The 24815-nt window shown below is 46.7% G+C and carries 28 protein-coding genes; 23 read left to right on the forward strand and 5 right to left on the reverse strand.

Going from position 1 to position 24815, the window contains the following annotated elements; translation table 11 throughout:
- Window positions 1-29 precede the first annotated feature (29 nt).
- The 10 genes from GCU48_RS22290 to GCU48_RS22335 all read left to right on the forward strand — a co-directional run bounded on the left by GCU48_RS22290 (window position 30) and on the right by GCU48_RS22335 (window position 10193).
- Window positions 30-1319 (forward strand): vWA domain-containing protein, encoded by a 1290-nt coding sequence (locus GCU48_RS22290; RefSeq protein ID WP_152381493.1) that lies wholly within the window; start codon window positions 30-32, stop codon window positions 1317-1319.
- A 17-nt stretch (window positions 1320-1336) separates the two neighbouring features.
- Window positions 1337-1990: a hypothetical protein gene (locus GCU48_RS22295; protein WP_025717313.1), complete on the forward strand. Its 654-nt coding sequence runs from the start codon at window positions 1337-1339 to the stop codon at window positions 1988-1990.
- Window positions 1991-2006: 16 nt separating this feature from the next.
- Window positions 2007-3272 (forward strand): TRAFAC clade GTPase domain-containing protein, encoded by a 1266-nt coding sequence (locus GCU48_RS22300; protein WP_025717314.1) that lies wholly within the window; start codon window positions 2007-2009, stop codon window positions 3270-3272.
- On the forward strand, window positions 3269-6328 hold the full coding sequence (locus GCU48_RS22305) for a GAP1-N2 domain-containing protein (protein WP_152381494.1): 3060 nt from the start codon (window positions 3269-3271) through the stop codon (window positions 6326-6328). The genes GCU48_RS22300 and GCU48_RS22305 overlap by 4 nt, the downstream gene beginning before the upstream one ends.
- A gap of 213 nt (window positions 6329-6541) precedes the next feature.
- Window positions 6542-7009 (forward strand): MarR family winged helix-turn-helix transcriptional regulator, encoded by a 468-nt coding sequence (locus GCU48_RS22310; protein WP_025717316.1) that lies wholly within the window; start codon window positions 6542-6544, stop codon window positions 7007-7009.
- A 101-nt stretch (window positions 7010-7110) separates the two neighbouring features.
- Window positions 7111-8493 carry an MFS transporter gene (locus GCU48_RS22315; protein WP_152381495.1) on the forward strand — a complete coding sequence of 461 codons (1383 nt, stop codon included), beginning with the start codon at window positions 7111-7113 and terminating at the stop codon, window positions 8491-8493.
- 80 nt (window positions 8494-8573) lie between these two features.
- Window positions 8574-9140 (forward strand): hypothetical protein, encoded by a 567-nt coding sequence (locus tag GCU48_RS22320; RefSeq protein ID WP_152381496.1) that lies wholly within the window; start codon window positions 8574-8576, stop codon window positions 9138-9140.
- Between the two features lie 71 nt (window positions 9141-9211).
- The gene (gene rpmG / locus GCU48_RS22325; protein WP_013310116.1) at window positions 9212-9361 is read left to right on the forward strand and encodes a 50S ribosomal protein L33; all 150 of its coding nucleotides are present in this window, start codon (window positions 9212-9214) and stop codon (window positions 9359-9361) included.
- A 95-nt stretch (window positions 9362-9456) separates the two neighbouring features.
- Window positions 9457-9927: a hypothetical protein gene (locus tag GCU48_RS22330; protein ID WP_152381497.1), complete on the forward strand. Its 471-nt coding sequence runs from the start codon at window positions 9457-9459 to the stop codon at window positions 9925-9927.
- Between the two features lie 17 nt (window positions 9928-9944).
- Window positions 9945-10193: a type B 50S ribosomal protein L31 gene (locus GCU48_RS22335; RefSeq protein WP_010346127.1), complete on the forward strand. Its 249-nt coding sequence runs from the start codon at window positions 9945-9947 to the stop codon at window positions 10191-10193.
- Between the two features lie 130 nt (window positions 10194-10323).
- On the opposite strand, the gene GCU48_RS22340 is transcribed toward GCU48_RS22335, so the two are convergent.
- From GCU48_RS22340 to GCU48_RS22350, 3 genes are read right to left on the reverse strand one after another with little or no spacing between them, the layout of a single operon-like run.
- Window positions 10324-11424 carry a CobW family GTP-binding protein gene (locus GCU48_RS22340; protein ID WP_152381498.1) on the reverse strand — a complete coding sequence of 367 codons (1101 nt, stop codon included), beginning with the start codon at window positions 11422-11424 and terminating at the stop codon, window positions 10324-10326.
- Window positions 11425-11445: 21 nt separating this feature from the next.
- Window positions 11446-12423 (reverse strand): TIGR03943 family putative permease subunit, encoded by a 978-nt coding sequence (locus GCU48_RS22345; protein ID WP_152381499.1) that lies wholly within the window; start codon window positions 12421-12423, stop codon window positions 11446-11448.
- Window positions 12424-12431: 8 nt separating this feature from the next.
- Window positions 12432-13433: a permease gene (locus tag GCU48_RS22350; RefSeq protein ID WP_152381500.1), complete on the reverse strand. Its 1002-nt coding sequence runs from the start codon at window positions 13431-13433 to the stop codon at window positions 12432-12434.
- A 253-nt stretch (window positions 13434-13686) separates the two neighbouring features.
- Here GCU48_RS22350 and GCU48_RS22355 point away from each other — a divergent pair, with 253 nt between their 5' ends.
- From GCU48_RS22355 to GCU48_RS22385, 7 genes are all read left to right on the forward strand, one after another.
- Window positions 13687-14754, forward strand: coding sequence for a CobW family GTP-binding protein (locus tag GCU48_RS22355; protein ID WP_152381501.1), 1068 nt, complete (start codon window positions 13687-13689; stop codon window positions 14752-14754).
- Window positions 14751-15878 (forward strand): FecCD family ABC transporter permease, encoded by a 1128-nt coding sequence (locus GCU48_RS22360; RefSeq protein ID WP_152381502.1) that lies wholly within the window; start codon window positions 14751-14753, stop codon window positions 15876-15878. Before GCU48_RS22355 ends, GCU48_RS22360 begins: the two co-directional genes overlap by 4 nt.
- The gene (locus GCU48_RS22365) at window positions 15875-16663 is read left to right on the forward strand and encodes an ABC transporter ATP-binding protein (RefSeq protein WP_152381503.1); all 789 of its coding nucleotides are present in this window, start codon (window positions 15875-15877) and stop codon (window positions 16661-16663) included. Before GCU48_RS22360 ends, GCU48_RS22365 begins: the two co-directional genes overlap by 4 nt.
- A gap of 42 nt (window positions 16664-16705) precedes the next feature.
- The gene (locus GCU48_RS22370) at window positions 16706-17725 is read left to right on the forward strand and encodes an ABC transporter substrate-binding protein (protein ID WP_152381504.1); all 1020 of its coding nucleotides are present in this window, start codon (window positions 16706-16708) and stop codon (window positions 17723-17725) included.
- A gap of 212 nt (window positions 17726-17937) precedes the next feature.
- Entirely contained in the window at window positions 17938-18645 is a 708-nt protein-coding gene (locus tag GCU48_RS22375) for a metal ABC transporter ATP-binding protein (protein ID WP_025716701.1), read from the forward strand.
- A complete protein-coding gene (locus GCU48_RS22380) occupies window positions 18591-19448 on the forward strand; it encodes a metal ABC transporter permease (RefSeq protein ID WP_152381505.1) in 858 nt (285 codons plus the stop codon). Before GCU48_RS22375 ends, GCU48_RS22380 begins: the two co-directional genes overlap by 55 nt.
- Before the next feature lie 40 nt (window positions 19449-19488).
- The gene (locus GCU48_RS22385; protein ID WP_152381506.1) at window positions 19489-20466 is read left to right on the forward strand and encodes a metal ABC transporter substrate-binding protein; all 978 of its coding nucleotides are present in this window, start codon (window positions 19489-19491) and stop codon (window positions 20464-20466) included.
- A 188-nt stretch (window positions 20467-20654) separates the two neighbouring features.
- Here the strand turns inward: GCU48_RS22385 and GCU48_RS22390 are convergent, their stop codons facing one another.
- Window positions 20655-21233: an NAD(P)H oxidoreductase gene (locus GCU48_RS22390; RefSeq protein WP_152381507.1), complete on the reverse strand. Its 579-nt coding sequence runs from the start codon at window positions 21231-21233 to the stop codon at window positions 20655-20657.
- A gap of 238 nt (window positions 21234-21471) precedes the next feature.
- On the opposite strand from GCU48_RS22390, the gene GCU48_RS22395 reads away from it, so the two are divergent.
- Window positions 21472-21861 (forward strand): winged helix-turn-helix transcriptional regulator, encoded by a 390-nt coding sequence (locus GCU48_RS22395; protein ID WP_152381508.1) that lies wholly within the window; start codon window positions 21472-21474, stop codon window positions 21859-21861.
- 112 nt (window positions 21862-21973) lie between these two features.
- Here the strand turns inward: GCU48_RS22395 and GCU48_RS22400 are convergent, their stop codons facing one another.
- Window positions 21974-22165 (reverse strand): helix-turn-helix domain-containing protein, encoded by a 192-nt coding sequence (locus tag GCU48_RS22400; RefSeq protein WP_152381509.1) that lies wholly within the window; start codon window positions 22163-22165, stop codon window positions 21974-21976.
- Window positions 22166-22461: 296 nt separating this feature from the next.
- Between GCU48_RS22400 and GCU48_RS22405 the strand changes: the two genes are divergently transcribed.
- The 5 genes from GCU48_RS22405 to GCU48_RS22425 all read left to right on the forward strand — a co-directional run bounded on the left by GCU48_RS22405 (window position 22462) and on the right by GCU48_RS22425 (window position 24766).
- Window positions 22462-22824 carry a response regulator gene (locus GCU48_RS22405; RefSeq protein ID WP_152381510.1) on the forward strand — a complete coding sequence of 121 codons (363 nt, stop codon included), beginning with the start codon at window positions 22462-22464 and terminating at the stop codon, window positions 22822-22824.
- A gap of 84 nt (window positions 22825-22908) precedes the next feature.
- Window positions 22909-23397, forward strand: a complete 489-nt coding sequence (locus GCU48_RS22410) for a hypothetical protein (protein WP_152381511.1) — start codon at window positions 22909-22911, stop codon at window positions 23395-23397.
- Between the two features lie 185 nt (window positions 23398-23582).
- Window positions 23583-23777 (forward strand): hypothetical protein, encoded by a 195-nt coding sequence (locus GCU48_RS22415; RefSeq protein ID WP_007430288.1) that lies wholly within the window; start codon window positions 23583-23585, stop codon window positions 23775-23777.
- 12 nt (window positions 23778-23789) lie between these two features.
- Window positions 23790-24125 (forward strand): YolD-like family protein, encoded by a 336-nt coding sequence (locus GCU48_RS22420; RefSeq protein ID WP_152381512.1) that lies wholly within the window; start codon window positions 23790-23792, stop codon window positions 24123-24125.
- A 62-nt stretch (window positions 24126-24187) separates the two neighbouring features.
- Window positions 24188-24766 carry a TetR/AcrR family transcriptional regulator gene (locus GCU48_RS22425; RefSeq protein WP_152382230.1) on the forward strand — a complete coding sequence of 193 codons (579 nt, stop codon included), beginning with the start codon at window positions 24188-24190 and terminating at the stop codon, window positions 24764-24766.
- Window positions 24767-24815 lie beyond the last annotated feature (49 nt).

The following is a 24815-nucleotide window of genomic DNA, read 5'->3' on the forward strand; positions in this document are numbered from 1 at the left end:
TTTAATGATGGAAGGAAGCAACGATTCTTATGAAGCAGCGTAAATTTAATGTCCTCCTGCTGCTGTTCGGCTTGCTGGGCGCTGTAGTGGGTTTCATTTTAGGAGAGATTATTCTTCACAAATGGATGGGACACTGGCCGCATATCGTCGTAATTGGGCTGTACTTTGGCATCCTGGCGCTGTGCATTGGTCTGGGATGTCTTATCGGCGAATTGGTTTCACCGCAGCTAAACGGACACTCGTGGCGGCAACGTTACTCAGGACTATCCTGGAAGCTGCTGGTGCCTGCTACACTGGTGATGCTATTTGTGGCAGGTCTGCTGCTGGAACTGGGCTATCAGGTAAACCCGGAAGGTCGTAAAAGCGTACAGGACCTTGTGCTTGTGATTGATAATTCCGGGAGTATGCAGCAAACAGATCCTGATAACGAACGGCTATCGGCTGCCAAGAGTCTGATTGGACAAATGGATGGAGACAAGCGGGTGGCCATTGTTTCCTTTGAATCCACCGCGCAATTGGTTCAGCCGTTTACCCCGATTGGCACGGAGGCAGAGAAGCAGGCGGTTTATGCCAAAATTGATAGTATGCAGACCATCATGTCAGGCGGCACAGAGATCGGACTTGCTTTGGACGAAACGATGAAAGAGATCGAGACCCAGGGAAATGCGGAAAAAGGTTCGCTCGTTATCATGCTGTCTGACGGCTTTAGCGAGCTGGATACCCAGACAGCCCTGGCTCCTTTTATTGCCCGCCAGATTCCGATTAATACAATCGGTCTGAAACTGGCTGAATCGGATGGTATAGCTTTATTACAAAATATCGCTCAGCTGACAGGTGGAACTTATTCTAATGTAGCTAATGCTCAGGGTCTTACTCAGGCGTTTGGCCAAATTTATAACAAAATAGGTGACCGTACACTGGTTACAGAGCGGACAGGCGAATATGCGGACAGTTTGTATTTTGCTATTTATCGCGTAACGGCTCTGGTTATTATCGGAGCACTGCTAGGATTGGCTCTCGGATTGATGTTTGATAATCGTTTTCTGGCACGAAATTTTGCGATTGGTGGAGTTCCTGCCGGATTGCTTGCCGGTTTCATTTTGGAAAAGGGACTTTCCGGCTCGTCTATCGGTGATCTGATGATTCGTTTGTTAGCAGCGCTTGTACTGGCGGCTCTTATCGCTGTCTTTTCGCTTGTTCTCCCGATTGCCGAAAATACGCGGAGATCTTCCGGTGGGGGAAGCCCAAGTGGACCGTCAGGGCGGCGAAGAGGCGCACCGGAAGGCCCACAGCGCAATCGACGCAACAGTGGATTTTAGAACGGGGGCTGAAATTTATGCAGTATAGGGATGCACAGCCCGGTGATCCTGTCATTTCGGAGCTGAGCCACAAAATCGACGACAACCGGGTTGTGCTTCGCTGGCAGTGGCCTGAAGACGCAGCCGTGGTATATATTGCGAAGCAAACATCTGATCCGAGTGTAGAGGGGCCAAATGAGATTGGAGGTTTACCGCCTTTTTCAAGCCTGAAACTATTTACACGTGAAGAATATAAGGCAGCAGGCAGCTATCGTGACCGAGTGGAAGGGTTTGGACGCGTGCGCTACACCGTGTATCCGGCTGTACGTGAGGATGGCGATACTTTTGTGATTTGTCAGCAAGATGGAGCCAACCAGCTGGAGCTGAGCACGGGCAGAGCTAAAATCAGATATGCGGTTCACCATAAAAAAGGCTGGTTTCGCAGCCGTAAAACAGTTCAGATTCAGGTGACAGCCGAGGTTCCCGTTCCGCAGGATGCGCTTTGCTACGTGAAGAAACGTGGAGGTTACCCGGCGGACCGCGAGGATGGAACCTTATACCCGTTCACGGCATCTTTTGCCGCGGGACGAAATGTTTTACCCGCTATTGAAGTGGGCGGAGATGAATATGTGCGGTTGTTTTTTACGGACGGCCAGAAATATGGCACGATCTATGAATTAGTTCCTGAATGAAAGGAGGCCGCAACCGATGAGTTTTCTTAGCAATTTATTCAGAAGAAAGCCGCAGGCAGCGCCAAGGCCATTATTTTATGATATTGTGTGCCCGTATTGCTTTAGTAAATTTTCCCCGGAGGAAGTGGTATTCCGTGCTTCTCATCATCGTGAAGATGACGAGGATTATGCTTTGGGTGAAGATGAGCTGTTGAACAAATATCGGGAACGGTTTGGTTTGGATAGCGTGCATGACATGGAGGCGATTCTTCATCCCCATGATGTTCCTGAGGAACATCGATTGTATTCAGATCATGTGCTGACAGGCCTGACGGACCGTTATGGCGAGCTGACACGTCACCGATTGTGCCCGTACTGCCATAACGAACTACCGGTGACTGCAGGTAAAGTACCGAGTAATATCATTTCGATTATCGGAGCTTCGCAGGCGGGAAAATCGGTTTATATGACTTCACTGATTCACACGTTGCAGCATGTTACGGCCGATCATTTTGATGCGGCTTGCATGCCATTGAATGCGGAGATCAGTCGCAAGTTCCGCAGTATGTATGAGGAACCGCTGTTTGAGCGAGGAGACCTGCTTACATCCACACAAAAAGAAAAGATGCAGGAGCCTTTTATCTTCCAATTTGTATTTAAGGATGAGGAAAAGCCGCCACTGACGCTGGTGTTTTTTGATGTTGCCGGTGAGGGGATGGTCGATCAGGACTATCTGGGGCTGCATGGCCAGCATATTAAAAATTCAGCGGGTATTTTGTTTATGGTCGATCCGTTGCAAATTCGCTCGATTCGGGAGCGTATTAAGATCAACCTTGGCGACAAGCCGGGCGAATGGGTTTCGCAGTATGATGAACCGCGTGATGTCGTACTTACGATGTTCGGTGATTTTATTGCATACCAGGATAAAGGGAAGACGGACATTCCGACCGCAGTCGTCCTGACCAAAAGTGACATGCTTACTGCACTGGCAGATGAGGAAGGCACATATATCAAGACGAACAGCAACATTTTTAATCCGATGGAGCACCGCAAGTATCTGGATCTGGATGAGTTCGCGAACATTGACGGCGAAGTCCGACGCTTTATCGAAAAGGTGGATAAGCCGTTCAAGGGCACGATGGATGTGTATTTTACAGATACGGCCTATTTCGCGGTTTCCGCTTTGGGGAGCAATCCGGTCGAGCAAAAGTTGCAAGGGCTGGTTAGTCCGATCCGTGTGGATGAGCCATTCATTTGGCTGCTCTACAAGCTGAAGTACATTGAGGGGAGAGAATCACAGTGAGTCATTCAACCTCTCATTTGATACAGCAGCAGATGTACACACGGGAACGGCGTGGAATTTTCCGTTCCACGGAAGGCTTCGATACGGTGGCTAATTCAAAAGGACTGGATGCTTCTTTTATAAAAAAGGTGCTGCATCCTTTATGCGTATATGATGCTCCTGCTGCCTTGACGGCCCGTGGCGAGAAGCAAGAGAGTGTCTATCCTGAAGCCATACATCTGGTACGGACAGAGTCCGGGGATGTGGTTTTGGGACGGAGCATCTATAAAGCTGCGGATTTTACCGGGCTGCGAAGCGCCTTTTTCACGCATAATTATGTAATTCCGGCCGGACATGGTGAATCTCCGTCTGATTACAAGCAGTGGCTGAATACATCCTTTGTTGATGCCTATGATATTGAGCAGGGAACGGAGCTGCCGGAATTGGAGCGATTACCGGGTGGAAGCGTATTTCCGTCCGTTGATCCTTCTGCGGTGCTGACTCAATTGAAGCTCAGCGAAGAAGTGTTCAAGCAGCTGCTGTATGCAGTTATGATGTCGGCCACAGGTCGCAAAAAAGTATATGTTGCGCTGAATGTCCCTGTAGAAGCGGTAGCATCTTCAGCCAAGTTGCTGCTTGGTGTGTTATATGCGGCATTGCCTTATACATTTCGTAACAGGATCGGATTTCTTACATATGCGCTGGAACCGAACAGCAGGAAAGGCATTCACTTGATGTTCGTGGAGCCTTTCAGTTTGCGGCCCGGTGATCGGAATGTGGATAAGGATTTTGTATTTGACCTGTCGAACAATAGCCGAATACTTAATGTGGATGCAGAGCAGGTAAAACAGCCTTACTTTGACTGGATTGTCCGTACACTGCTTGGTGGCGGGTCGCCGGACGATTTTTTCAAATTTGCCGAGCAGATGTTTACAGGGATGGATGCAGGGCGGGATCTGACATTATCCAGCTATCATGAGCTCATTACACTGTACAGAATTGAGCAGGGAGAGCGTGAATTATACAACGAACGACGAGTCGCTGTGCTGCGAAGCTTGACCGATTATTTATCGTCACCTGATGCGCTGCCACGTAAAATGCAGCTGAATGATCTGCTTCTGTCATTTTTTGATCACGAATTTGACCGGGTGAAGGATGGATATATTCCAGAGGCGGGGCTAGTCAGTTGCTTTAAGGAGTATTATAAAATCCATACTCGCACCAGCGAAAATCGACTGGTAGAATATTTAATCCGCTCGCTGAATAACGCTTATTCTGCCAGAAATACAGAAGCAGTTACGTATATTTATCATACGATTGAAGAAAATCCGTCATTAGGTAAGGCATATTTTACAAAGGTGCTGGGTAATCCTGCGCTTACCAAAATGCTGTTCATTCCCTACATGGACGGTCAGATGAAAAGAACACCGGATGTAAAGGGACTGCTGGCTGTCGTGCATGAATGGGGAAGTCGGTATATCGAAGTGTCTGCCAATGCCGATTTTCAGCTTTTGGCTGAATCCGCATTGATGGGCAGACTACGTGCCGAGCGAAAGCCGGTAGAGGCAGTTGCTGCCATTCATCAGCGCTTGCGCCAATGGGATAGCAGCTCAGCGGGAGGGAAGCTTTCCCCGTTGGAGCAATCCGGATTGACAGAGCGCTTGCAGGAAGCGGCAGATCGGTATTTACTTACCGAAGTAGAGCTAAAAGAAATATCACCTGATCAGCTCGTACAGATTCCGTTCTTCACCCGGCCTGATCTGGTACAGTGGGTTGGCAAGCTGCCTGCTCCTCTCAAGGGACAAGCGGTGCGCTTGATAGCGGCTTACGATTGGTTTAGCACGGAGGACCCGGAACCGTCAGTGCTGGACGGTCTGGAGCCAGGCGAAATAGAGAAAGTGCAGGACTGGGCTTACGGCTGGCTGCCCCAGCAGCTGGCGGAGGGCCATTTTGCTCGTCTGTTGCCTGCGTTTTATCGTTCTGACGGCACGGGCGAAGGAATATTGGATTTTGCCCGTCTCGTTAGCTCTATCCGCAAATGGGCGAAGGATAACGATACGATGTACCGCTTTATCCGATGGTCCGAGGGACAACCTGAATTTGCTACACCACGGGGCGGCTTTGAACCGGCCTACCGACGCGCGCTGCTTTTGTTTTTCCAAAAGGAAGGGCGCGAAGGGCTGCATAAAAAAACGTTGTGGCGTCAATATTTTGAACCTGCAAATTCGGTCTTCAAAAATTTTTATCTGACAGCGAAGCGCGAGACGGATACGTCTTTGGTCAAAACGCTGCGCCGCTTTCGTAAAGGCGGCATCATTTCGGGGATCGTGCTGATTATCATTGCGGGTACGCTGGGCGGCCTGAAAGCTGCCGGGGTGATCGGATCTGGCGACACACCTGCGCCTGCCGCTCAGAAGCCTGTACAACAGCCTGTAGTAGAGCCTACAGTGCCTGTAAAAGAGGAACCAACGACGATAGTGACTCATATACCTAACACCAAGTCGACTACGAAAATGGTCAAGCTGTTGTTTGCGTTTCAAACACCGACGGAGCAGGCGGCGTTTAAGCCTGAACAGCTCGTCCTTGTCGGTGCGGATCAACAGGAGCATTCATACGAAAATTTTACCCTTGCTGAACAGAACGACAAGGGAGCGATCGGTAAGGCCGGCAAAGCCGCTACAGGAAGCACGACACCGGCTGGAGAATCCATAGGTAGTGGCTCAACAACCTCTGATGGTGTATCCAGCGGAAAAAGTACTGATCAGAATGGGACATCGACAGGCAGCACGAGCGGAGGCACAACAACCGAGGCTTCTGTAGAGGGTAACGGTGTAACAGCTAAGAAAGCCACAGGCGGTACAACGCCCGATGCTACTCCTGAAACAACAGCTAACCAAGGTACCGGTTCAGACGTTGAAGCAAACACAGATGCTAACGCGCCAACTGAGTATGATTTGAAAAAGTATCCTTATCGTACGTTGCTGACCATTTGGCAACGGCTGGAGCTGAACGATGCTAGCACCGTTACGGTCGATGGGAAAGAATATCCGTTGGTTCAAGTGAAATCAGCTGATTAAACGATTTTAATCATTTTTCATGAATAAGCAAGCAATTGTATATAGTCTATAAACAAAGAGACGAGTTCCTTTACAGGCTCGTCTTTTTGTTATGCATAGTGGAGAATCATTCATTTAAGTTCAGTAAAGGGATTGACACTAGATAGGCGACTGTTTAAACTTAGTTGGAATTCAAACTATTAAAAATTGACGGATGTGGAGGTTGCTAATGAGATGGGAAGTGAGGTGTATCCCGTTTGTCTTCCGCGTGAGGAAGAAAGTACGATGTATTTAATTAAATGGATCTTTACCACTGTCCGGCGCGAAATTGAAGCGGCACTGCGCCCTTTGGGTCTGACCTCCTCACAATCGCAGACGCTCTATGTACTGGCGATGTCACCTGGAGTGACCAACACCGATTTAGAAAAGCTACTGCTCATTGATAAATCAAGTGTTACCAGCTTGGTTAACGGGATTGTTAAGAAAAGCTGGGCAGTACGCCAAAGTCACCCGGAAGATGCACGAATGAAACAAATTTATTTGACCGAGGAAGGCTTGAAAATTCACAAGGTAGCTGAACACACCATCGAGCAAATTAAAAGCTCGGTAGGCGAAACGCTTTCTACTAGTGAATCAGAGACGCTGCGCGGTTTGTTAAAAAAAATACTTCGTGATTATCGTCCTGCGAACACTGGTGCTTGAGTGGATCCATAGAGAAAATTGCTTGGATAGGGTATTTCAAAAATTTATAGAGCTAAGTGCTTTCAGCATAGAGGGCATTTTACAGGAGAGGAAGAAACCATATGAACCAAGAACAAACTTATCCGAATGCGGATAAGCTTATGCGTGTGCTGGCCTTCACACTTGTTTTTTCAGTGATGAACGCCTTTATGTTTAATGTAGTAATGCCTGTAATTCGCAAGGAATTTCATATTGGTGCTTCCGATGTAAGCTGGCTGCTGACGGGCTATATGATCGTATATGCGGTTGGCTCGGTGACCTACGGCAAGCTGGCAGATAAATATCGTCTCAAGGATTTGCTTACGTTTGGGATTATCTTTTTTGCGCTAGGCTCGTTTATAGGTCTGTTGGCACATCAATTTTGGATGCTAATTATAGCTCGTTTGCTTCAGGCTACCGGGGCTGCCGTCATTCCGGCAACGGCTATGATCGTGCCTGCCCGCTATTTCTCGGCTGAAAAAAGAGGACAGGCCTTGGGCGTCATGGCAATCGGTCTGGCATTAGGTACTGCGCTGGCTCCGATTATTTCCGGTTTGATTACAGGCTTTGCAAGCTGGCGCTTTTTGTTCATTATTTCCATGCTGCCCCTTATCGCCTTGCCATTCTTTCGCAAATACCTGGACGACCAGCGTGGAGCGGATCAGAAGTTCGATTTTCTGGGAGGGTTATTGCTAGGCGGAACAGTTGCCTTCCTATTACTTTCGATTTCGCAAGCGAACATGATGTTTTTGGGGCTTGGTGTTGTGTTATTTGCATTATTTATATGGCGCATAAACACCGCAAATGATCCATTTATCCAGCCGAAGCTGTTCCGTAACAAGCAATATTCGTACGGGCTGCTTATCGCCTTTTTGGGGGCGGGGATTAGCTTTGGGCTGCCGTACCTGGCACCGCAGTTCTTGAACAGTCTCAATCAGCTTATGCCGGCAACGATTGGACTGATCATGTTTCCGGCTGCTATTGCGTCGGCTCTGTTGGGCAAAAGTGGTGGGCGTTTGGCGGATAGCAAAGGCAATTCATTCCTCGTCTATACGGCGGTTACGCTAATGTTCATCTGCTTTATCAGCTTATCCACATTTGTGGGTGCGTCTCCTTACCTGATCTTATTTTTGCTGATTTTCGGAAATGTAGGTCAGACCTTCATGCAAATCGCCATGTCCAACACGATTTCCCGTACCTTGGCGAGAGAGCAGGTAGGGGTTGGCATGGGGCTGTTGTCTCTGCTGAACTTTATCTCCGGGGCGATGACCACCAGCATTTTGGGCAAAACACTCGATAGCTCATCTACTTTTCATTTGAATCCTGTCGTATCCAACGTACAGGTATTTAATTTTAGCAATATATTTACGGTTCTTGCGCTGATTGCACTTGTGACGATGGGACTTTATGCGTTGCAGTTCCAGCGGGGTTCACGTCGTAATACGCCTGCTGTTGAACAAGGATAATCATTTTATGTAAACTCATGCCAAAACAAGGGTATAATATAGAAAGAAAAGTTCATCTACGGAAGGACGGAGTGTGCGGTATGACAAGAAACCTTCAATATGTACCCTATGGCTATGAGCCTCCGATTGAGACGCATAAAGGGACCATGGTCTACTATGATACGTTTGAGCAGACTACAGTGAGAGAACTGGAGCTTTTTGCCGAAACGGGGGCAACACTATCTTTTACAAAACTGGTGCTGTATCCGCTGCACGAAGAAACAGCCAGAAGAATGTGGAAGCAGCCGGTACGCTCGTATTACAAGCGGGTGGACGAGCTGGGTGAGTGGCAACGGGAGCAGGCTATGAGCGCTGTTGTGATTGAAAACTGGGAAGGCAAGCGTAAAAAATATACACCGATTGAGGCAGCTATCCGTTTTTTGATGGAAAAATATACGACTCCGCTTTTTTTATACATGAGTCCTGAAATTGCAAATCTGTGCGCTACCTATGCATCGTTTGAGGAATGGATCCGAAACGTCAGATTGGTGCTTTCAAGCGAACCAATAGAGCTGCATCCGAGGCTCGAACAGTATCGCAATCGCTGGAACACGATAGAAGAAGCGGTAAGCCGTCACGCTAAGGTTGACAAAGAGCAGCGTGAATAATAGAATAGAACTAATCGTAAAAATTACTATTGTAATTGTATACCATGTATTCCAATTAAGGAGGAAGAGAAATGCGCGTAATTGTTACCCTGGCATGCACCGAATCCGGTGATCGCAACTATACAACAACCAAGAACAAAAGAAATCATCCGGACCGTCTTGAAATGAAAAAATACTCTCCGCGTCTGAAAAAGTACACGATCCATCGTGAAACTAGATAATTTGAGGTCTGCTATATAGCAACCTGAATTATCCTGCAGCCTGAACGGAGCCTGTAATTCTAATGAGTATAGGGCTTCATGAAAGGAGCAGCGGCATGATCTCTCTGGTTAATGATGAAGAAATCGTGTTAAGTTTGCAAAAGCCTGCGTTATGGAACCGGCGAAAACTTGAATTAGTCCAGTGGATAGAGCGTCCAAAGTTAAAGTTTGCACCTAAGAGGACGGCTTTTTTTCATGGCTGTGTGATAGATGCTGAGCTATATGGCACGCTTTGCCTTTTGAATCGAAAGCACGTGGCTACCGAGTTCTCCTGTGCTGGTGTCAGCATTTGGGACGAGCCGGAGGGCCATTCACTATATGCTTATATAACGATGAAGGCTGACGAAAGATCTGGGGCGTTCGTACAATGGGCGATGCGATATATGGAGCATCGTTTGCTTGTCGTTTACGAGCCTGAGCGCAACCATTACGATCTATCGTCTTTTTTTCTGGGACATAACCGTTCCTTTTGCCAACTGATGGAGTATTGCGCCTGTTCGTTTGAGTTTGAAACTAAAACTACATGAAAGATTAGGTGAAACAAATGAAAAAAGATATTCATCCAACATTGAACAAAGTTATCTTTTTGGACCCTAGCTGTGGCTTCACTTTCCTGAGTGCTTCCACTAAACATTCGCAAGAAACGATGGAATGGGAAGATGGCAACACATACCCGGTTATCCGTGTAGATACTAGCTCCGCTTCCCACCCGTTCTTCACTGGTAAACAAAGAAACGTGGATATCGGTGGTCGTGTGGATCGCTTTAACAAAAAATATAACCTTAAGAACTAGTCGAGCGTTGTGTTCGCGGATTATGCCAATAATTCGCGAACAACGCTTTTTTTATTATCTACAGATAAAATCCTCCGCAAAAAGGCTGTTCCATGACTTTTAAAGGCCAAAGGAACAGCTTTTTTAACGGTTACAGCGAAACGAAGCATTGCTCCCATTGATCGGCAATAGATACCTTGTCCAGTTCCTCCCCAATAAGCGTGACATACCCCTGACTTATCGGAAGGGCTGTAGGCTGCCATTCGAAGTGATTTCCCGCAAATTGCAAAAGCATTGTACCTTCCTCTGGAAGCACGCAATATCCTTTCGCCCGAAGCAGTGAGGAGCCAAGCCCAGTCAGGAAATTTTCCAAGCGCTGTTTTTCCAGCTGCTGTGGAGAATGTTGATGCAGGGTTAAGCTCTCCAGACGGGAAAACGAAGGCGACTGATGAAGATCATGGCTATGGCTGTGCGCAGAAATAACTTTGAATGCCGTACTTCTGGAAATATGGGCAGGTCGTCCAATCTCTTTGATCGTAGTGGGAATGAACGTTGCGACTGCATCGGTTGGCTGTGCCTGTACGGGGGCGGGTTGAGGCACCTGCTTAGGTTTGGGAGCAACGGATAAAGGGGCCAGGACAGGCTCCAGCAGTGGCTCAAGGTCAACCCGGCTATATGCAGTCGTTTGCAGCTTGGCGGTATCGTTGTGCTTGCGAATACTCTTGATGACCTTCGTCACTTCACGGCTACTTGCGGCATCCGTCTTGTTCACCACAATGAAGTCTGCGGTGCGAAGCTGCCCGTGCAGCGTTCGTACCAGCTCCTTGTCAGCGGTGAAGCGGCTGTTGTATTCATGAAAAAGCTCTGCGTCCACAACACTGATGCTATGAACCAGATAGAGACGATTGGCCAGCAGCGGGGAGCGCAGCTCTTCCAGCACTTGCTCAGGGTTAGCTACTCCTGTCGTTTCCATAAAAATCAAATCTGGCTCCTGACTGAGAAGGTTATGCAGAGCACCTGCCAGCTCGCTTTTTCTGCTGCAACAAATGCAGCCCTCCAGCAATCCTTCCACAGTTACGTCAGGCATTTCTTCTGAAATGATGGCACCGTCTACGTCAACTTCACCCATTTCATTCATTAATACCGCAGCACGAAGCGGAATTTGGCGGGTATAGGCCAGCAGGCGCAGAAGCAGGGTCGTTTTGCCGCTGCCGAGAAAACCGCTGATTAAAATCACAGGAACCTTGTTCATCCTTTATCCTCCTTGCTAGGGTTAGTGTGCTGCATTCAAGCGATCAAAAGCAGCTACCGAGTCTGCTTGGGTGTAGACATAAGGAGATTTCGGCTGCCTGACTTCGGTTATCTTGTCGGATCGAATTTCAAGTATAGGAGCATTGTCCTTTTGCGTGGCATGTAAGGTTCCTTCAATGGTCACCCAGGTATCCTTGTCAAAGGATGAGGGCTTGTGGGATTGAACAATGATCCCGAAGGGCATGGCATCAGCAGTACAACACATGACGAGGAACCTTCCTACCGCAAATAGACCTCTACCCCGCAGACTACTGTCTTTATAGACAAAGCCGGTCACCTGTACCTTTTTTCCTTCAAAAGCGTGCTTGTATAATTCGATGGCTCCGATGGTTTCAGAGAAAATTTCCGGCTTGATCTGTATGATGGGCTGCTGATATAGACGTTTTGCCAGCTCGGCGAATTCAGTATTGTACTTGTCAGGCGGAACGAACAGCTTATCCAGCATTTCTTGATTCCACTTGCTCTTTGCTGGATGCGAAGCGGACACAGAAGACGATGTTGATAAAATACGGGATGCGGGGACTTGGGTGGGCTGTAAATCTGTTTTGCGCCGGATATCCGGGTTAGGGTAGGTGAAGGACATTCCCTTTTTGGCCGCCATATCACTACCAAGCGCCTGGTTGGGCAGTAGAGCGCCGAACAGCAGCGGAATGAGCAGCATTCCATATACCAGCATTTTTTTGAACCCGCTTTGAGGTAATGGATGCTTGCAATCACACATATCCTCACCGTCTCGCTCCCCAACTATTCCATGCCATGCCATTGCCAAAGCGATGAACAACAATGGCACAGGGCAGAGCAGAAGCAGCTTTTGCATGTGTGGCGCCAAGTAGTAATGAAGTGCGTTTGTGCGGCTTAATAGGATAATATGCAGCGCCAATCCGATCATGAGCAAGGAACGCATACCATACTGCCAGCGGATGCTAAAGGCTGTATTCACGCCAGTATTCACCTCCCGAATAACCATTCAGCAGCTATAGAGCCAACCAGGACAAGCGAAATAATGAGCAGACACAAGACAGCGACAAATTTGGTACGGAAGGTGCTTAGCAGCATAAGTGTACCTTTGAAATCAAGCATCGGACCGAGCACAAGAAAGGCTGCCAGCGGACCTAATGTAAAGGTATGCGAAAAAGCAGTAGCGACAAAGGCATCGGAGGTTGAGCACAGCGAAAGTACATAGGCAAAGCCCATCATGAAGGCATAGGAGCCAGCCGCTCCACCGCTTAACGAAAGCATTTCATCGCGCGGGATGAATGTTTGAATAGAGGATGTCAATAATGCGCCAATAATAAGATATTTGCTCATGTCCAAAAATTCATCGCCAGCATGCACAAAAAAGCCTCGCATGGTGCGCTGATGCCGATGAGTTTGGTCGTTCTGCTTCTGCTGATTAAAAGACAGTAATGATCGTTTGAGCGGGTGTACACGTACAAAGGTATATACGATTAGCCCAATAATTGCGGAAACAACGAAGGCCAGCCCCATGCGAACGGCCGTTATTTCGGGATGGGATGGGAACGCCATCATCGTTGCAGCCAGCACGACGGGATTGATAATGGGCCCGCTTAATATAAAGGTGATGCCCATATAGGCAGGCATTCCCTTGAGCATCAATTGGCGAACGACAGGGATCATGCCGCATTCACAGATCGGAAACATCAGCCCCAGCAAGGAGGCCAGCAGGACACCTGGTACAGGATGCGCAGGTGCCATTTTACGTATCCATGCTTCTGGTACAAGCCATTGTAAAAGGGAAGAGACAAGGACGCCGATAAGAAGAAACGGCATGGCTTCCAGGAAAATGCCCATAAATACTGTTTTTAACGACTGCATCTGACTCATATCCATCAAGCGAAGCCACCGGGGAGACAGCATAATAAGCACTGGGATTAGAAAGGCGAATGGAATCATAAAAGGCAGCATCTTCAACAGCGTACTGTTTTTCATTACACGTCTCCTCGGAAATAAGGGTTGTTGTCTACATCCTATGCCTGCTACAGGACAAACATGCCCGCTGAATAGCGTTTGGATTCCCCCTTTTGGACAAGTCAAGCGTGTCATTTATATAATTGTTTTGTTCATTGGATAAAAAAATTTGTATAAATTCGTAATTATTACGATTAAAATTCGATAAATGATTGCAAGAAGGAAATTTTTACGGTACGATCCATATTAATGTTGTAAAGACAAGGAGGGTTATATGATACCGATTGTTGTTTTATCCGGGTTTTTGGGCAGTGGTAAAACAACTCTTCTTCAGCATGCACTGGCTTACTATAAAGGGCAGGGCCTCAAGCCGGCTATTTTGATGAATGAGTTGGGCGATGTTAATCTGGACGGCAGTTTGGTGAACGGTCAAGCTCCCATGAAGGAAATGCTCAGTGGTTGTATCTGCTGTACGATTCGCGAGGACCTGGGCGTTGAATTAATGAATCTTGCCGAAGAATATAAACCGGACGTGATTATCGTCGAATGTACCGGAGTAGCCAATCCAATGGAAATTGTAGATGCCGTGACAGATGCTTCTATGTATTCCGCTATGGTTTTACAATCCGTTATTACAGTGATGGATGCGCGTCAATTTTTGGATTTTGCCTCAGGTAACGTGAGAAGCAAGTCGTTTCGTTTGATGCAGGATCAGCTTCGATGCGCTTCCAAGCTGATTATTAATAAGACTGATTTACTGGCTGCGGGAGAGTTGCAGAAAGTACAAGTCCTTGTCAAGGAATTAAATCCTTATGCCCTGACTGTGAGTACACAACGGAGCGACGTAGAGGCGGATGTATTTTTCTCCATTCAAAGAGAGGATCGTATAGATGTCTTGCATTCAAAGGAGTCCATAGCCGATAACGGGAATGATCATCATTCGGAAAGTCATCTGCACGCTCATGATGACCCTGCAGATCATGACCATCATAATCACGACCTCGACCATGACCACGGCCACAGGGAGCATTATCATTCCTACGACCATGTTGTCGTACATACGCATTTCTTCGGGCAACCTGTCCCGCGTTCCAGGTTTGAACAGCTGTTTCGCAGCTTGCCCGCTGAAATTTACCGTGCCAAAGGAATTGTACGTTTTCTTGAAACAGAGGGTCAGATGATGTTCCAGTTTGCTTACCGAGAGTTGGAAATTATTCCGATTCGCCCGCAAAAGCCGGTGAACGATGTTGCGGTCCTTATGGGCGAAAATTTCTCCGCTTCTGAGATCGAAGAACGATTGAGAACGCTGGAAACGGCCGAAAAGCCATGGATTAGTTCATGACCTCAGGAACGAGTAGTTTTTATCCATCAAAAAATAGCCCGTCAAAACATAATTCTCACGCCCATATAGCTGGAAAATCGACTATGGGATTTACCACCATTCTGCTGTTACTGGTGGCAGGGTTGGTGCTGTCGATTACAGTCGCAGTCATGCTTGGTCCTGTGGCTGTCGCACCGGGAACGGTATGGCGAATTGCTCTGTCCCATCTTCCCGGGCTGGACCAGTGGATACCTGTGACATGGACCAGGCCGGAGCAATATATCGTCTGGGAAATCCGTTTTCCACGCGTGCTGCTGGGCGTTATCGTAGGGGGAGGGTTAGCCGTTACAGGGGCCGCTATTCAGGCATTAATTCGTAATTCGTTAGCAGACCCCTATATTTTAGGAGTCTCGTCCGGGGCTTCAGTTACAGCGACCCTGGTTATTGTGTTTGGAGCCTTTGGTATCCTTGGACGGTTCGCGCTGCCTTTGTCTGCTTTTTTAGGTTCGCTGGCAGCGATGCTTATGGTGTTCGCATTAGCCCGTGTGGCCGGACGAATTTCGACGACCCGATTACTGCTGGCAGGCGTGGCGGTGTCCATGATGCTGTCGGCTGTGACCAGCTTTATCGTTACGATGGCTCCTAATGAAAAGGGTATCCGTGACGCGATGTATTGGATGATGGGCAGTCTGGCAGGCGCACAGTGGGATACGCTTCTTATTCCGACCCTTATTATAGCTGGCGGGACGATGATCCTGCTGACTCAATACCGCTCACTGAACGCTCTGCTGACAGGCGAAGAGGCAGCAGTAACGCTCGGTGTGAACGTACAGACGTTTCGCATGCTTATCGTCATTATAGCCTCGCTTCTAACCGGGACGGTTGTGGCCGTTAGTGGCTCCATTGGCTTTGTCGGGCTGATGATTCCGCATATCGTAAGACTGATGGTCGGATCGGATCATCGACGTGTTTTGCCGGTCAGTCTGTTGGCGGGAGCTATTTTTGTTGTGTGGGCAGACGTTTGTGCCCGGCTCGTACTGGCTCCGCAAGAGCTGCCGATCGGCATTGTGACAGCCGTTTGCGGAGGTCCCTTTTTTGTGTGGCTGCTGCGGCGTAGTTCCTATTCATTTGGAGGCGAAAAATGAATATAGAAGTCAAGCACATCACCTTCAGTATTCACGATAAGCGGCTGATTGAAGACATCTGCCTTCAGGTCAAAATGGGAGAGCTGGTCGGTCTGATTGGTCCAAATGGCAGCGGCAAATCAACGCTGCTCAAAAATATGTACCGTGTACTTAAGCCTGACAACGGATGGATAACACTGGATGGCCGGGATATGCTGCGCATGAAGTATAAGGAAACGGCCCGGCACATGGCGGTGGTGAGTCAGGATGCACCTCAGACGTTTGATTTTTCAGTACGGGACATCGTTTTGATGGGCCGCCATCCGCATAAAAAACTGTTCGAAGCGGATACCACTGTCGATTATGAATTGGTAGAACAGGCGTTGGAACGGGTAGGCATGGACATTCAGGCCGATCAGAGCTTTGCTACCTTGTCCGGTGGTGAAAAACAACGGGTGCTGATTGCCAGAGCGCTTGCCGGACAGGCGAAATTTCTTATGCTGGATGAGCCAACGAATCATTTGGATATCCGGTATCAGCTGCAAATTCTTGATTTGGTCAAAGCGCTTCAGGTAACTACGCTCGCTGCACTGCATGATTTGAATTTGGCGGCTTTGTATTGTGATCGAATATATGTATTACAAGAGGGCAAGGTGGTTGCCTGCGGTAGAACAGAGGATATACTTCAGCCGAATCTGCTGCGCAGTGTCTTCGGAGTGAAGACGGAAGTCTGCATCCATCCGAGAACCGGAAAGCCGAACATTACCTTTTTACCAGATTCTCTTAGAGAAGATGACGATTTATGACGTAAACAGAATGCACCTATTTATGAAAGAGGAGCGGTACATATGAAAAAATATAGCAACCGCGCAATATCATGGCTTATGCTTGCTTTGGCGACGGTGCTGCTATCAGCTTGCGGTTCAGGGAACACAGCTCAAACAACCGATTCAGCCACAAACGGACAGCAGCCTGCCGCATCGCAATCGGCGACCAAGGAGACGCAGGTAGAACTTGAGAATATGGGCGTTACGATAATATTTCCCGAAGCTCCCAAACGCGCAGTTACACTGAACCAGCACGCAACAGAGGTGATGCTGGCCCTTGGACTGGAGTCCTCCATGGTAGGAACTGCGTATTTGGATGATCAGATTTTGCCAGAATATAAGGCTCAATATGATAAAATCCCGGTACTGGCCAAGCAGTATCCGTCTAAAGAGGTATTTATGGCTGCTGCGCCGGATTTTGCTTATGCAGGCTGGAAGAGCGCCTTTAATGATAAAAATCTTGGTTCCCGTGAGGAGCTTGCCGAGCAGGGAGTGGCGACCTATGTACAGGAATCATCCAATATGCCGGGTTCAACGTTAGAAGATGTATATCTGGATATACTAAATATTGGACGCATTTTCCGGGTTGAAGACCGGGCAGACAAGCTGGTAGGTGACATTCGTGGACAAGTGCAGTCCATTCAGACTCAAATTGGTACTGTCGAGAAGGCACCGAAGGTGTTTGTTTATGATAGCGGCGAAGATAAGCCTTTTACGGCTGCCAACAATTATCTGACCTCGTTGATTAAAAGTGTAAAGGCGAAAAATATTTTTGATGATATTAACAAAAGTTTTGCTGAGGTAAGCTGGGAAGAGGTTGTGAGCCGTAACCCTGACGTCATTGTAATTCTGGACTACGGAGACACCTCGCTGGAGGATAAAGAGAAGCTGCTTTTGAGCAAGCCTGCACTGGCAGGTGTGGAAGCGATCAAAAACAAACGATTTGTGGTGCTGCCCCTGTCCGCAGCGGCTGAAGGCATACGCGCACCAATTGCATTGAAAACCTTGGCTGTAGGTCTGTACCCGGACAAAGTGAAGTAAACAAAAGAGTTGTCAAAGCATTGACGAACCTTACCTAAACTGTTAAACTTGCTAATGCGTAAAGGTTACGTTTATCGAACGCTTCTTTTTTTAATGCCAAATCGTAATAATTACGGTAGATGGTTTAATGATCATAAACGACCTGGAGGATCTGCGCAATGAGGATTGCTCGGATGGCTCCAGGCTTTTTAAAGGAAAGGGAGATTTGCGTCATGTTATTGGCCTCATTGGAACAAGTCACTTTTGGCTACGGAGATGTTCCTAACTTGGTGGATGCCAATGTTGAAATTTTTTCCGGAGAATTTGTGGCAATTACCGGACCGAATGGTGCTTCCAAATCAACCATGCTTAAGCTGTTGCTGGGTTTGCTTCAGCCTTGGCGGGGCAAGGTGTTTATGTCTGATCGCACAGGTGAAGGCAAAAAGCTTGTTGTTGGATTTGTATCGCAACAAATCGCTGCCTTCAATGGTGGATTTCCAAGTACGATTCTGGAATTTGTCCGTTCAGGAAGATACACGCATGGCTCCTGGCTGCGCCGGATGCGGCCTGAGGATCATGCATTGACGGAGCAGGCGCTTCGTCAGGTAGGGATGTGGGATTTGCGCCATCGCAAGATTGGCGAATTGTCCGGTGGACAGAAGCAGCGCATTTGTGTTGCACGCGCGCTTGCGCAGGAATCGGATTTGCTTATTTTGGATGAGCCTACCACAGGTATGGATCAGGAAAGCCGCCATCATTTCTATGACTTGATGAATCAGCAGGTCAAGGAATATGGAAGAACGGTAGTCATGGTCACGCATGGACTATCGGAAGTGCAACATTATTTGGATCGTATTATTGAGCTTGAGAGAAAGGAAGATGGCGGATGGAAATGCTGCACTACGACTTCATGCAGCGGGCATTTTGTGCCGGTGGGGTAATTGCACTGCTGGCCTCGGTGCTTGGAGTGTACCTGATGCTGCGGCGTCAGGCTCTGATGGCGGACATGCTTTCGCATGTATCGCTGGCAGGGGTGGCAGCGGGCGCCTATTTGGGCATGAACCCGACAATCACCGGTTTTATTGTAGCTGTGATCGGTGCGATTATCGTTGAATATGTCCGCAGATCGTATAAAACGTATAGTGAGATTTCTGTGGCTATTATTATGGTCGGCGGCTTATCGACGGCTGTTATTTTAATGAATCTGAATCAGAGCATTAATAAAGGGTTTTCTGCTTATTTGTTCGGTTCGGTGGTAGCGGTCAATCAGACAGAATTGATGTTGATGATCGTTGTGGCTGTGATCGGAGGTATTTTCTTTTTTGTCTTCCGACGCCCTTTGTACCAAATTACCTTTGATGAAGAAACGGCGAAGACAAACGGCCTTCCCGTCAAGTCTATTTCATTTGCGTTTAGTATTTTGACGGGGATGATTGTTGCCGCTGCAATGCCGATTGTTGGCGTGCTGCTGGTCTCTTCACTAATCGTACTCCCTGCTGCGCTGGCCATACGAATTGCACCGAGCTTCGCGGCAGCCATTTGGATATCTATGGTAACCGCTCTGATCGGTGTATTTACGGGTTTAACTGCCTCGTATGAGCTGAGCACGCCCCCAGGGGGAACCATTGCCATGGTGCTATTATTATGCCTGATCTTGGGAGTGGTTATTCAAAAGCTGGTACGCAAGCTGAGTAAACAGCAGACTTCCGGGCGGAAAAATGCGGTACGCAGTGAGAACAATTAAAAATAGTAATTAAAAATAAACAGTTAAAGGAGTTATGAACATGAATACATGGTTCAAAAAATCATTCGTATTGTCTGCGGGACTGGCACTTATTTTGTCCGGCTGTGGTGCCAAATCCGATAATGCGGCTACAAATGCTTCCCCAACCGAGCCGAATACGGCAAAAAAGCTGAACGTGGTCACCACTTTTTATCCGATGTATGAATTTACAAGGCAAGTCGCCGGAGATCATGCGAACGTAACAGCCTTGATTCCAGCCGGTGCCGAGCCACATGACTGGGAACCAAGCGCCAAGGATATGGCACAGGTCAAGGACGCTGACGTTTTTGTATATAACGGTATCGTCGAAGGCTGGGCAGAGCAGGCTTTGAGCAGCGCGTCTAATGACAAGCGTGTTGTGGTCGAAGCAAGCAAAGGGCTGAACCTGATGGAAGGTACTGCTGAGGAGGAAGAAGGCGAGGCACACGCAGAGGAAGGTCATAGTCATGATCATGTGCTGGACCCTCATGTATGGCTTGATCCCGTATTGGCGCAAAAGGAAGTAGAGTCTATTGAAGCGGGTCTTGCACAAGCCGATCCTGCCAACAAAGCCGATTATGAAAAAAATGCAGATGCTTATATCGCCAAGCTGAAAGATCTGGATACAGCGTTCAAAACAGGTCTGAAGGATGTAAAACGCAAAGACTTTATTACACAGCATGCTGCTTTTAGCTATTTGGCCAAGCAATACGGTCTGACTCAAGTACCGATTGCCGGACTTTCTCCGGAGCAAGAGCCTACACCGGACAAACTGGCGGATATTATCAAATTTTCCAAAGCAAACAATGTAAAGACCATTTTCTTTGAAACCCTCGTAGATCCGAAGGTTGCTCAGACCGTAGCCACTGAAATCGGTGCAAAAACGGATGTTCTGAATCCGCTCGAAGGATTGACGGATGAAGACAAGCAAAACAACCTGGACTACCTTGGTGTGATGAAAAACAATCTGGAGGCTTTGAAGAAAGCTCTGAATGAATAAAGTCTGTAAACTGACATCGGTATGACCACGGTGTCAGTTTTTTATGTCTATATAAACTGGACTTAAAAGTTACTTATCGTGCCACTGCGCACCCGGATGGTGCTTCCCATCGCCACCGCCCCCGGGTTTCTTGAATAAAGCCTTTAGTCAGGGTAGAAATCCGGGGAAGTAATGCTTCCGAAGCGAGCTTAATGATCCTTGCCATAATTCAAACCTAAGCGATAAGCTTGATTCAGCAGCATTTCGTAATGACCGGGATTTGAATCTAGGGTCTCATATAAGAATTCAACCTTGGAATTGGAAACACCGCAATAATCTGCAATTCCCACATTCAGCAGATGAGTAATCATTTCATCATAGTTACGCTTTTTCATCTGTTCTTTCGAAACGCCAGCCAAACCAATCCACAAGACATGCTGATGATGAAGATGGTTCGAACCGTACGCAAACCCATTGTTCCATACACGGTCAATATACCCCTTTAGCATAGCTGGCAAATGCCACCACCAAAGTGGAAAAATAAATGCCAAAGCATCATGTTCCTTCATCCGCCTTATTTCCATTTCTACTTCAGGGGAAAAGGACTGTTCCGCAACGGACCAATCGGGTTCATCTGCTCCTTTTAAAACAGGATCAAAACCAATCCCGTGCAAATCCAATATCTCATAGTCGTGGCCAGCCTCGGCAAGACCTTGTACGAAACGACCGGCCACCTCAAAGGTCAAGGAATCTTTTCTCGGGTGTGAAACAACGCTTAATACTTTCATGCTTGTATCTTCACTACCTTTCTCAACAGCTAATTTCTAGCCATGATCAATGGCTGATGCTATTATAAACAGTAGGAAAATGATCTGGAAGTACGCACTTTTAAGTTCTATAGGATGATACAGGTGCCATAGGAACATGGAAGTACCCTAGGTAGATTCCCTAGAAACTGACCTGAGTAACGGATTGAAGTGATGGGTTGTTCTAAGCAAACGTAGCCTTTTAACGGAGGTTTAAGAGATGACTGAACAGATGAAAAATAGCGTTCAAAAAAAGTATCAAGTTGGAGTGGAGGCGGCTTTAGAAGTAATGGGAGGAAAATGGAAGCCTTTAATTATCTACCATTTGATGACAGGGCGGAAACGAACGTCTGAGCTTCGTCGGTTAATGCCTGGCATTACTCAAAAAATGCTGACCACTCAGCTCAGAGGCCTGGAAAAGGATGAGATCGTTACACGAAAGGTTTATAATGAGATCCCTCCTAAAGTGGAGTATGGGTTAACGCACTACGGCTGGGGATTAAAACCCGCGCTAGACCATTTATGCTATTGGGGAGAGGACCACCTGGAAAAGATTCATGGAGACAAATCCAAGGTTTTGGAAGAATTCCAAGGCTGCTGTTTAGAGTAAATATCACAATTTGTACACTTGTTAGTCGTGTTTTACAACTTTATGATTATATTTGCTTATTACTGTAAGCATTTTTTCTATATGCAGAGCATAAAAAAACGATCTATCTCCATTAGACAGGAGAATGATCGTTTTTTTCATTGCGTGGGATATATTCCAGAACATCGCTCAGATCTATGCGTTTGGTCTTACCATCGCACATATCGTAAATTAAGTTCGATCGAACTTTTGCTTTGCGAGCCAAGGCATTTTTTGTGATTCCTGCTTTGCCCAATGTTTCTTCTAACTTTATGTTTATCGCCAAAGATCATCACCTCCTGCGGAGTAGCACGATTGATGACTTTTAAATTCAACTTACATAGTGCTAAGGTTTCAGTGGATACCTAGTACTTTGTGATCTTCATACTACAGGAATGAATTACGTCATTGTGAAACGTTTTTTTGAAAACTAATTCTGTAGTAGCTAGTTTCAAATTGCTTTTATAATTCATTGGTAGCGTTTTTATTTTTACAGATTTTTTCTATTAATATTGTTTGTTTTTTCACCGATATTGAAACTTGAGTGTGGCATATAATCTACAACGGATTGGGGCGATTATTTTGGCAACAGTTATAATAGTGGATGATTCTTTATTTATGCGTTCTGTGCTTAAAGATATCTTTTTGGATTTAGGTCACTCTGTGATTGCAGAGGCAGAAAATGGGTATGATGCAGTCTTGAAATACGCGCACTTTCGTCCGGACTTAATTACCATGGATATCAATATGCCTAAGATGGATGGACTTGAGGCCGTTAAAAAGATTGTCGAGCTTGATCCACAGGCCAACATTTTAATGTGTTCTGCTTTGGGCCAGCACGAAGCGATTATCAAAGCATTTCAGGCAGGCGCAAAAGACTTTATTGTTAAGCCATTTGAGATGGAAAGGGTCGTAAATGCAGTCTCAAAAATGCTTGGTAGTTAATGAATACAGATTTTAATACATAAAAATTGAACAATTTGAAATAAGAAATCCATGGATATTTTCACGAATATGGAGATGAAGAGGATGAGCAATCGGGTATTGTCTCAAAAGGTATTTATAGATGAACTGATCACTACGATCAGGAATGGTGGGCTTGTTCCTGTAAATTATGAACAGCTCATAAATGAACATAGAGAAAGAATGGATGCTCTTAACAATGAGCTTACGATGCGTATAGAGGGATTAGAGACAGATTTGGTTTCTGCCTCGACGCATTCCATTCCTTTTTCCAATGGTGAAATTGTATTTCTGGCACGTTATATTGTACTTATGGGCGATCATACCGAGGGTTATTTTGTGTTCTACCGAGCAGAGGACTGTGAAAGTCCGGAAGAGGTTCAGTTTATAACAAGCTCTTATCAGCTTCCTCATTTGTTGCTTGAGCTGGCGCTTACTTTAAAAAAACATGGCACGAGTGAGCCCGTTGATATTTTGACTTATTGGAATGGACCTGTTTATCCGTTAAAAGATTTGAATAAAGAGGATATCAAGCTGTCCACCTATGAATTTTAAAGCTATAGTAAGGATGAGGAGCAGCGAGTTTGGCAATGCCTTTCGATAGGTAACTTTTAAGTTCAGCTTATATAGGTATGAAATCCCTTGAGAGAGTCAAATCCCTCAGGGGATTTTTTACATTGATAATCAAACGCATGTTCGCATATAATACAAACAAACGTTCGAATAAGGAGTGAAGGATCATGCTGGAAAAATACGTGGGGCAGATCGTGGAAATCGTGTATATGGACCGGAAGGGCAAACTGTCTCATCGGCGCATTGAGGTGCATCGTGTGCAAAATGGTTTGATACGGGCTGCCTGTTTACTGACAGGCCAGCCGCGCGTTTTTCGATTAGATCATGTACTGGCATGGCATCCTGTAACCCAAACAGCATAGGAGGCGTTTACGATGGGGAAAAAGCTTGAAGGGAATGGCATATGGGAAAGCTCGCGCATGATCTTGCCTGAGCATCGGGATGCGTATCTGAGACTAATGAAGGAGCAGGGCAGACGTGACAAGCCGACACTGGACGATCAGGAGATGTGGCAGATTGAACAGGCCCTTATTATTTCCTATAATAAACGGAAGTCTATTACGCTGCGGGTATTTAATCCGTTTGATGACGAGGAGTTGTGTGGGCTTGTAACGGTGATTAACACGAGTCGGCGAGAAGTGAAGCTGTCCCGTGGAGAAGAGGACTTTAGCTGGATTAAGCTGGAGGAAATTATCGAGGCGAATATATAGCAACAATAGGATTGTAGTGAAGTTTGACAAGTATGTTTTAGTACTGTATAGTGCTAATTATGATGAAAAAAAATAAAACAACCAATCGGGATGTTATTCTGAGCATTGCGACTTCATTGTTTCTTACTAAAGGCTATCATACAACAAGCATGGACGAAATTGTGGCTGTCAGCAATGTATCCAAAACGAACATTTACTATTATTTTAAAAGCAAAGAAGAGCTGCTGTCAGCTATTCTGGACCAACTGATTCGAACGTATAACGAGCTGATTTTTGAGGTGGTTTCACGTAAGGATCAATCCGTGCAGGAACGTCTGGAGACCCTTCTTCTGTTGCTGACTCAACAAGAGACAGATTATTTAGGCGGCTGTCCCTTTGTTACTCTGTACACGCAAATGCCTCAGGATATTCCCTTGTTTCGAGAGAAAGTGAGCCGATTTTTTCAAGACCAAATCACCACGATGGAAGCGTTGTTGAACGAGGGGATGGAGAGTTTGGAGATTCGGGCTGAACTTCCTGCCAGATCGACGGCTGAATTCATTGTCTCAGCTATCGAAGGCGCACTCTTTTTACAACATGCAGGTCAAGACCCGGGCATACTTGTAAATTTAAAAATGACTTTAGCGTTTCTGCTAAAGTGATTTTTTTAATCATGATTAGCACTATATAGTACTAAAAAATATAGAAAGC

It is taken from the genome of Paenibacillus brasilensis (genome assembly GCF_009363115.1).
GTDB classification, from domain to species: Bacteria; Bacillota; Bacilli; order Paenibacillales; family Paenibacillaceae; genus Paenibacillus; species Paenibacillus brasilensis.

Coding starts and splice junctions, on each gene's coding strand:
- GCU48_RS22375 (WP_025716701.1), top strand. CDS start 17,938: ATGTTATTGGCCTCATTGGAACAAGTCACTTTTGGCTACGGAGATGTT.
- GCU48_RS22310 (WP_025717316.1), top strand. CDS start 6,542: ATGGGAAGTGAGGTGTATCCCGTTTGTCTTCCGCGTGAGGAAGAAAGT.
- GCU48_RS22365 (WP_152381503.1), top strand. CDS start 15,875: ATGAATATAGAAGTCAAGCACATCACCTTCAGTATTCACGATAAGCGG.
- GCU48_RS22370 (WP_152381504.1), top strand. CDS start 16,706: ATGAAAAAATATAGCAACCGCGCAATATCATGGCTTATGCTTGCTTTG.
- GCU48_RS22290 (WP_152381493.1), top strand. CDS start 30: ATGAAGCAGCGTAAATTTAATGTCCTCCTGCTGCTGTTCGGCTTGCTG.
- GCU48_RS22425 (WP_152382230.1), top strand. CDS start 24,188: ATGAAAAAAAATAAAACAACCAATCGGGATGTTATTCTGAGCATTGCG.
- GCU48_RS22315 (WP_152381495.1), top strand. CDS start 7,111: ATGAACCAAGAACAAACTTATCCGAATGCGGATAAGCTTATGCGTGTG.
- GCU48_RS22355 (WP_152381501.1), top strand. CDS start 13,687: ATGATACCGATTGTTGTTTTATCCGGGTTTTTGGGCAGTGGTAAAACA.
- GCU48_RS22350 (WP_152381500.1), bottom strand. CDS start 13,433: ATGAAAAACAGTACGCTGTTGAAGATGCTGCCTTTTATGATTCCATTC.
- GCU48_RS22395 (WP_152381508.1), top strand. CDS start 21,472: ATGACTGAACAGATGAAAAATAGCGTTCAAAAAAAGTATCAAGTTGGA.
- GCU48_RS22360 (WP_152381502.1), top strand. CDS start 14,751: ATGACCTCAGGAACGAGTAGTTTTTATCCATCAAAAAATAGCCCGTCA.
- GCU48_RS22300 (WP_025717314.1), top strand. CDS start 2,007: ATGAGTTTTCTTAGCAATTTATTCAGAAGAAAGCCGCAGGCAGCGCCA.
- GCU48_RS22410 (WP_152381511.1), top strand. CDS start 22,909: ATGAGCAATCGGGTATTGTCTCAAAAGGTATTTATAGATGAACTGATC.
- GCU48_RS22320 (WP_152381496.1), top strand. CDS start 8,574: ATGACAAGAAACCTTCAATATGTACCCTATGGCTATGAGCCTCCGATT.
- GCU48_RS22335 (WP_010346127.1), top strand. CDS start 9,945: ATGAAAAAAGATATTCATCCAACATTGAACAAAGTTATCTTTTTGGAC.
- GCU48_RS22390 (WP_152381507.1), bottom strand. CDS start 21,233: ATGAAAGTATTAAGCGTTGTTTCACACCCGAGAAAAGATTCCTTGACC.
- GCU48_RS22330 (WP_152381497.1), top strand. CDS start 9,457: ATGATCTCTCTGGTTAATGATGAAGAAATCGTGTTAAGTTTGCAAAAG.
- GCU48_RS22380 (WP_152381505.1), top strand. CDS start 18,591: ATGGAAATGCTGCACTACGACTTCATGCAGCGGGCATTTTGTGCCGGT.
- GCU48_RS22415 (WP_007430288.1), top strand. CDS start 23,583: ATGCTGGAAAAATACGTGGGGCAGATCGTGGAAATCGTGTATATGGAC.
- GCU48_RS22295 (WP_025717313.1), top strand. CDS start 1,337: ATGCAGTATAGGGATGCACAGCCCGGTGATCCTGTCATTTCGGAGCTG.
- GCU48_RS22340 (WP_152381498.1), bottom strand. CDS start 11,424: ATGAACAAGGTTCCTGTGATTTTAATCAGCGGTTTTCTCGGCAGCGGC.
- GCU48_RS22385 (WP_152381506.1), top strand. CDS start 19,489: ATGAATACATGGTTCAAAAAATCATTCGTATTGTCTGCGGGACTGGCA.
- rpmG (WP_013310116.1), top strand. CDS start 9,212: ATGCGCGTAATTGTTACCCTGGCATGCACCGAATCCGGTGATCGCAAC.
- GCU48_RS22420 (WP_152381512.1), top strand. CDS start 23,790: ATGGGGAAAAAGCTTGAAGGGAATGGCATATGGGAAAGCTCGCGCATG.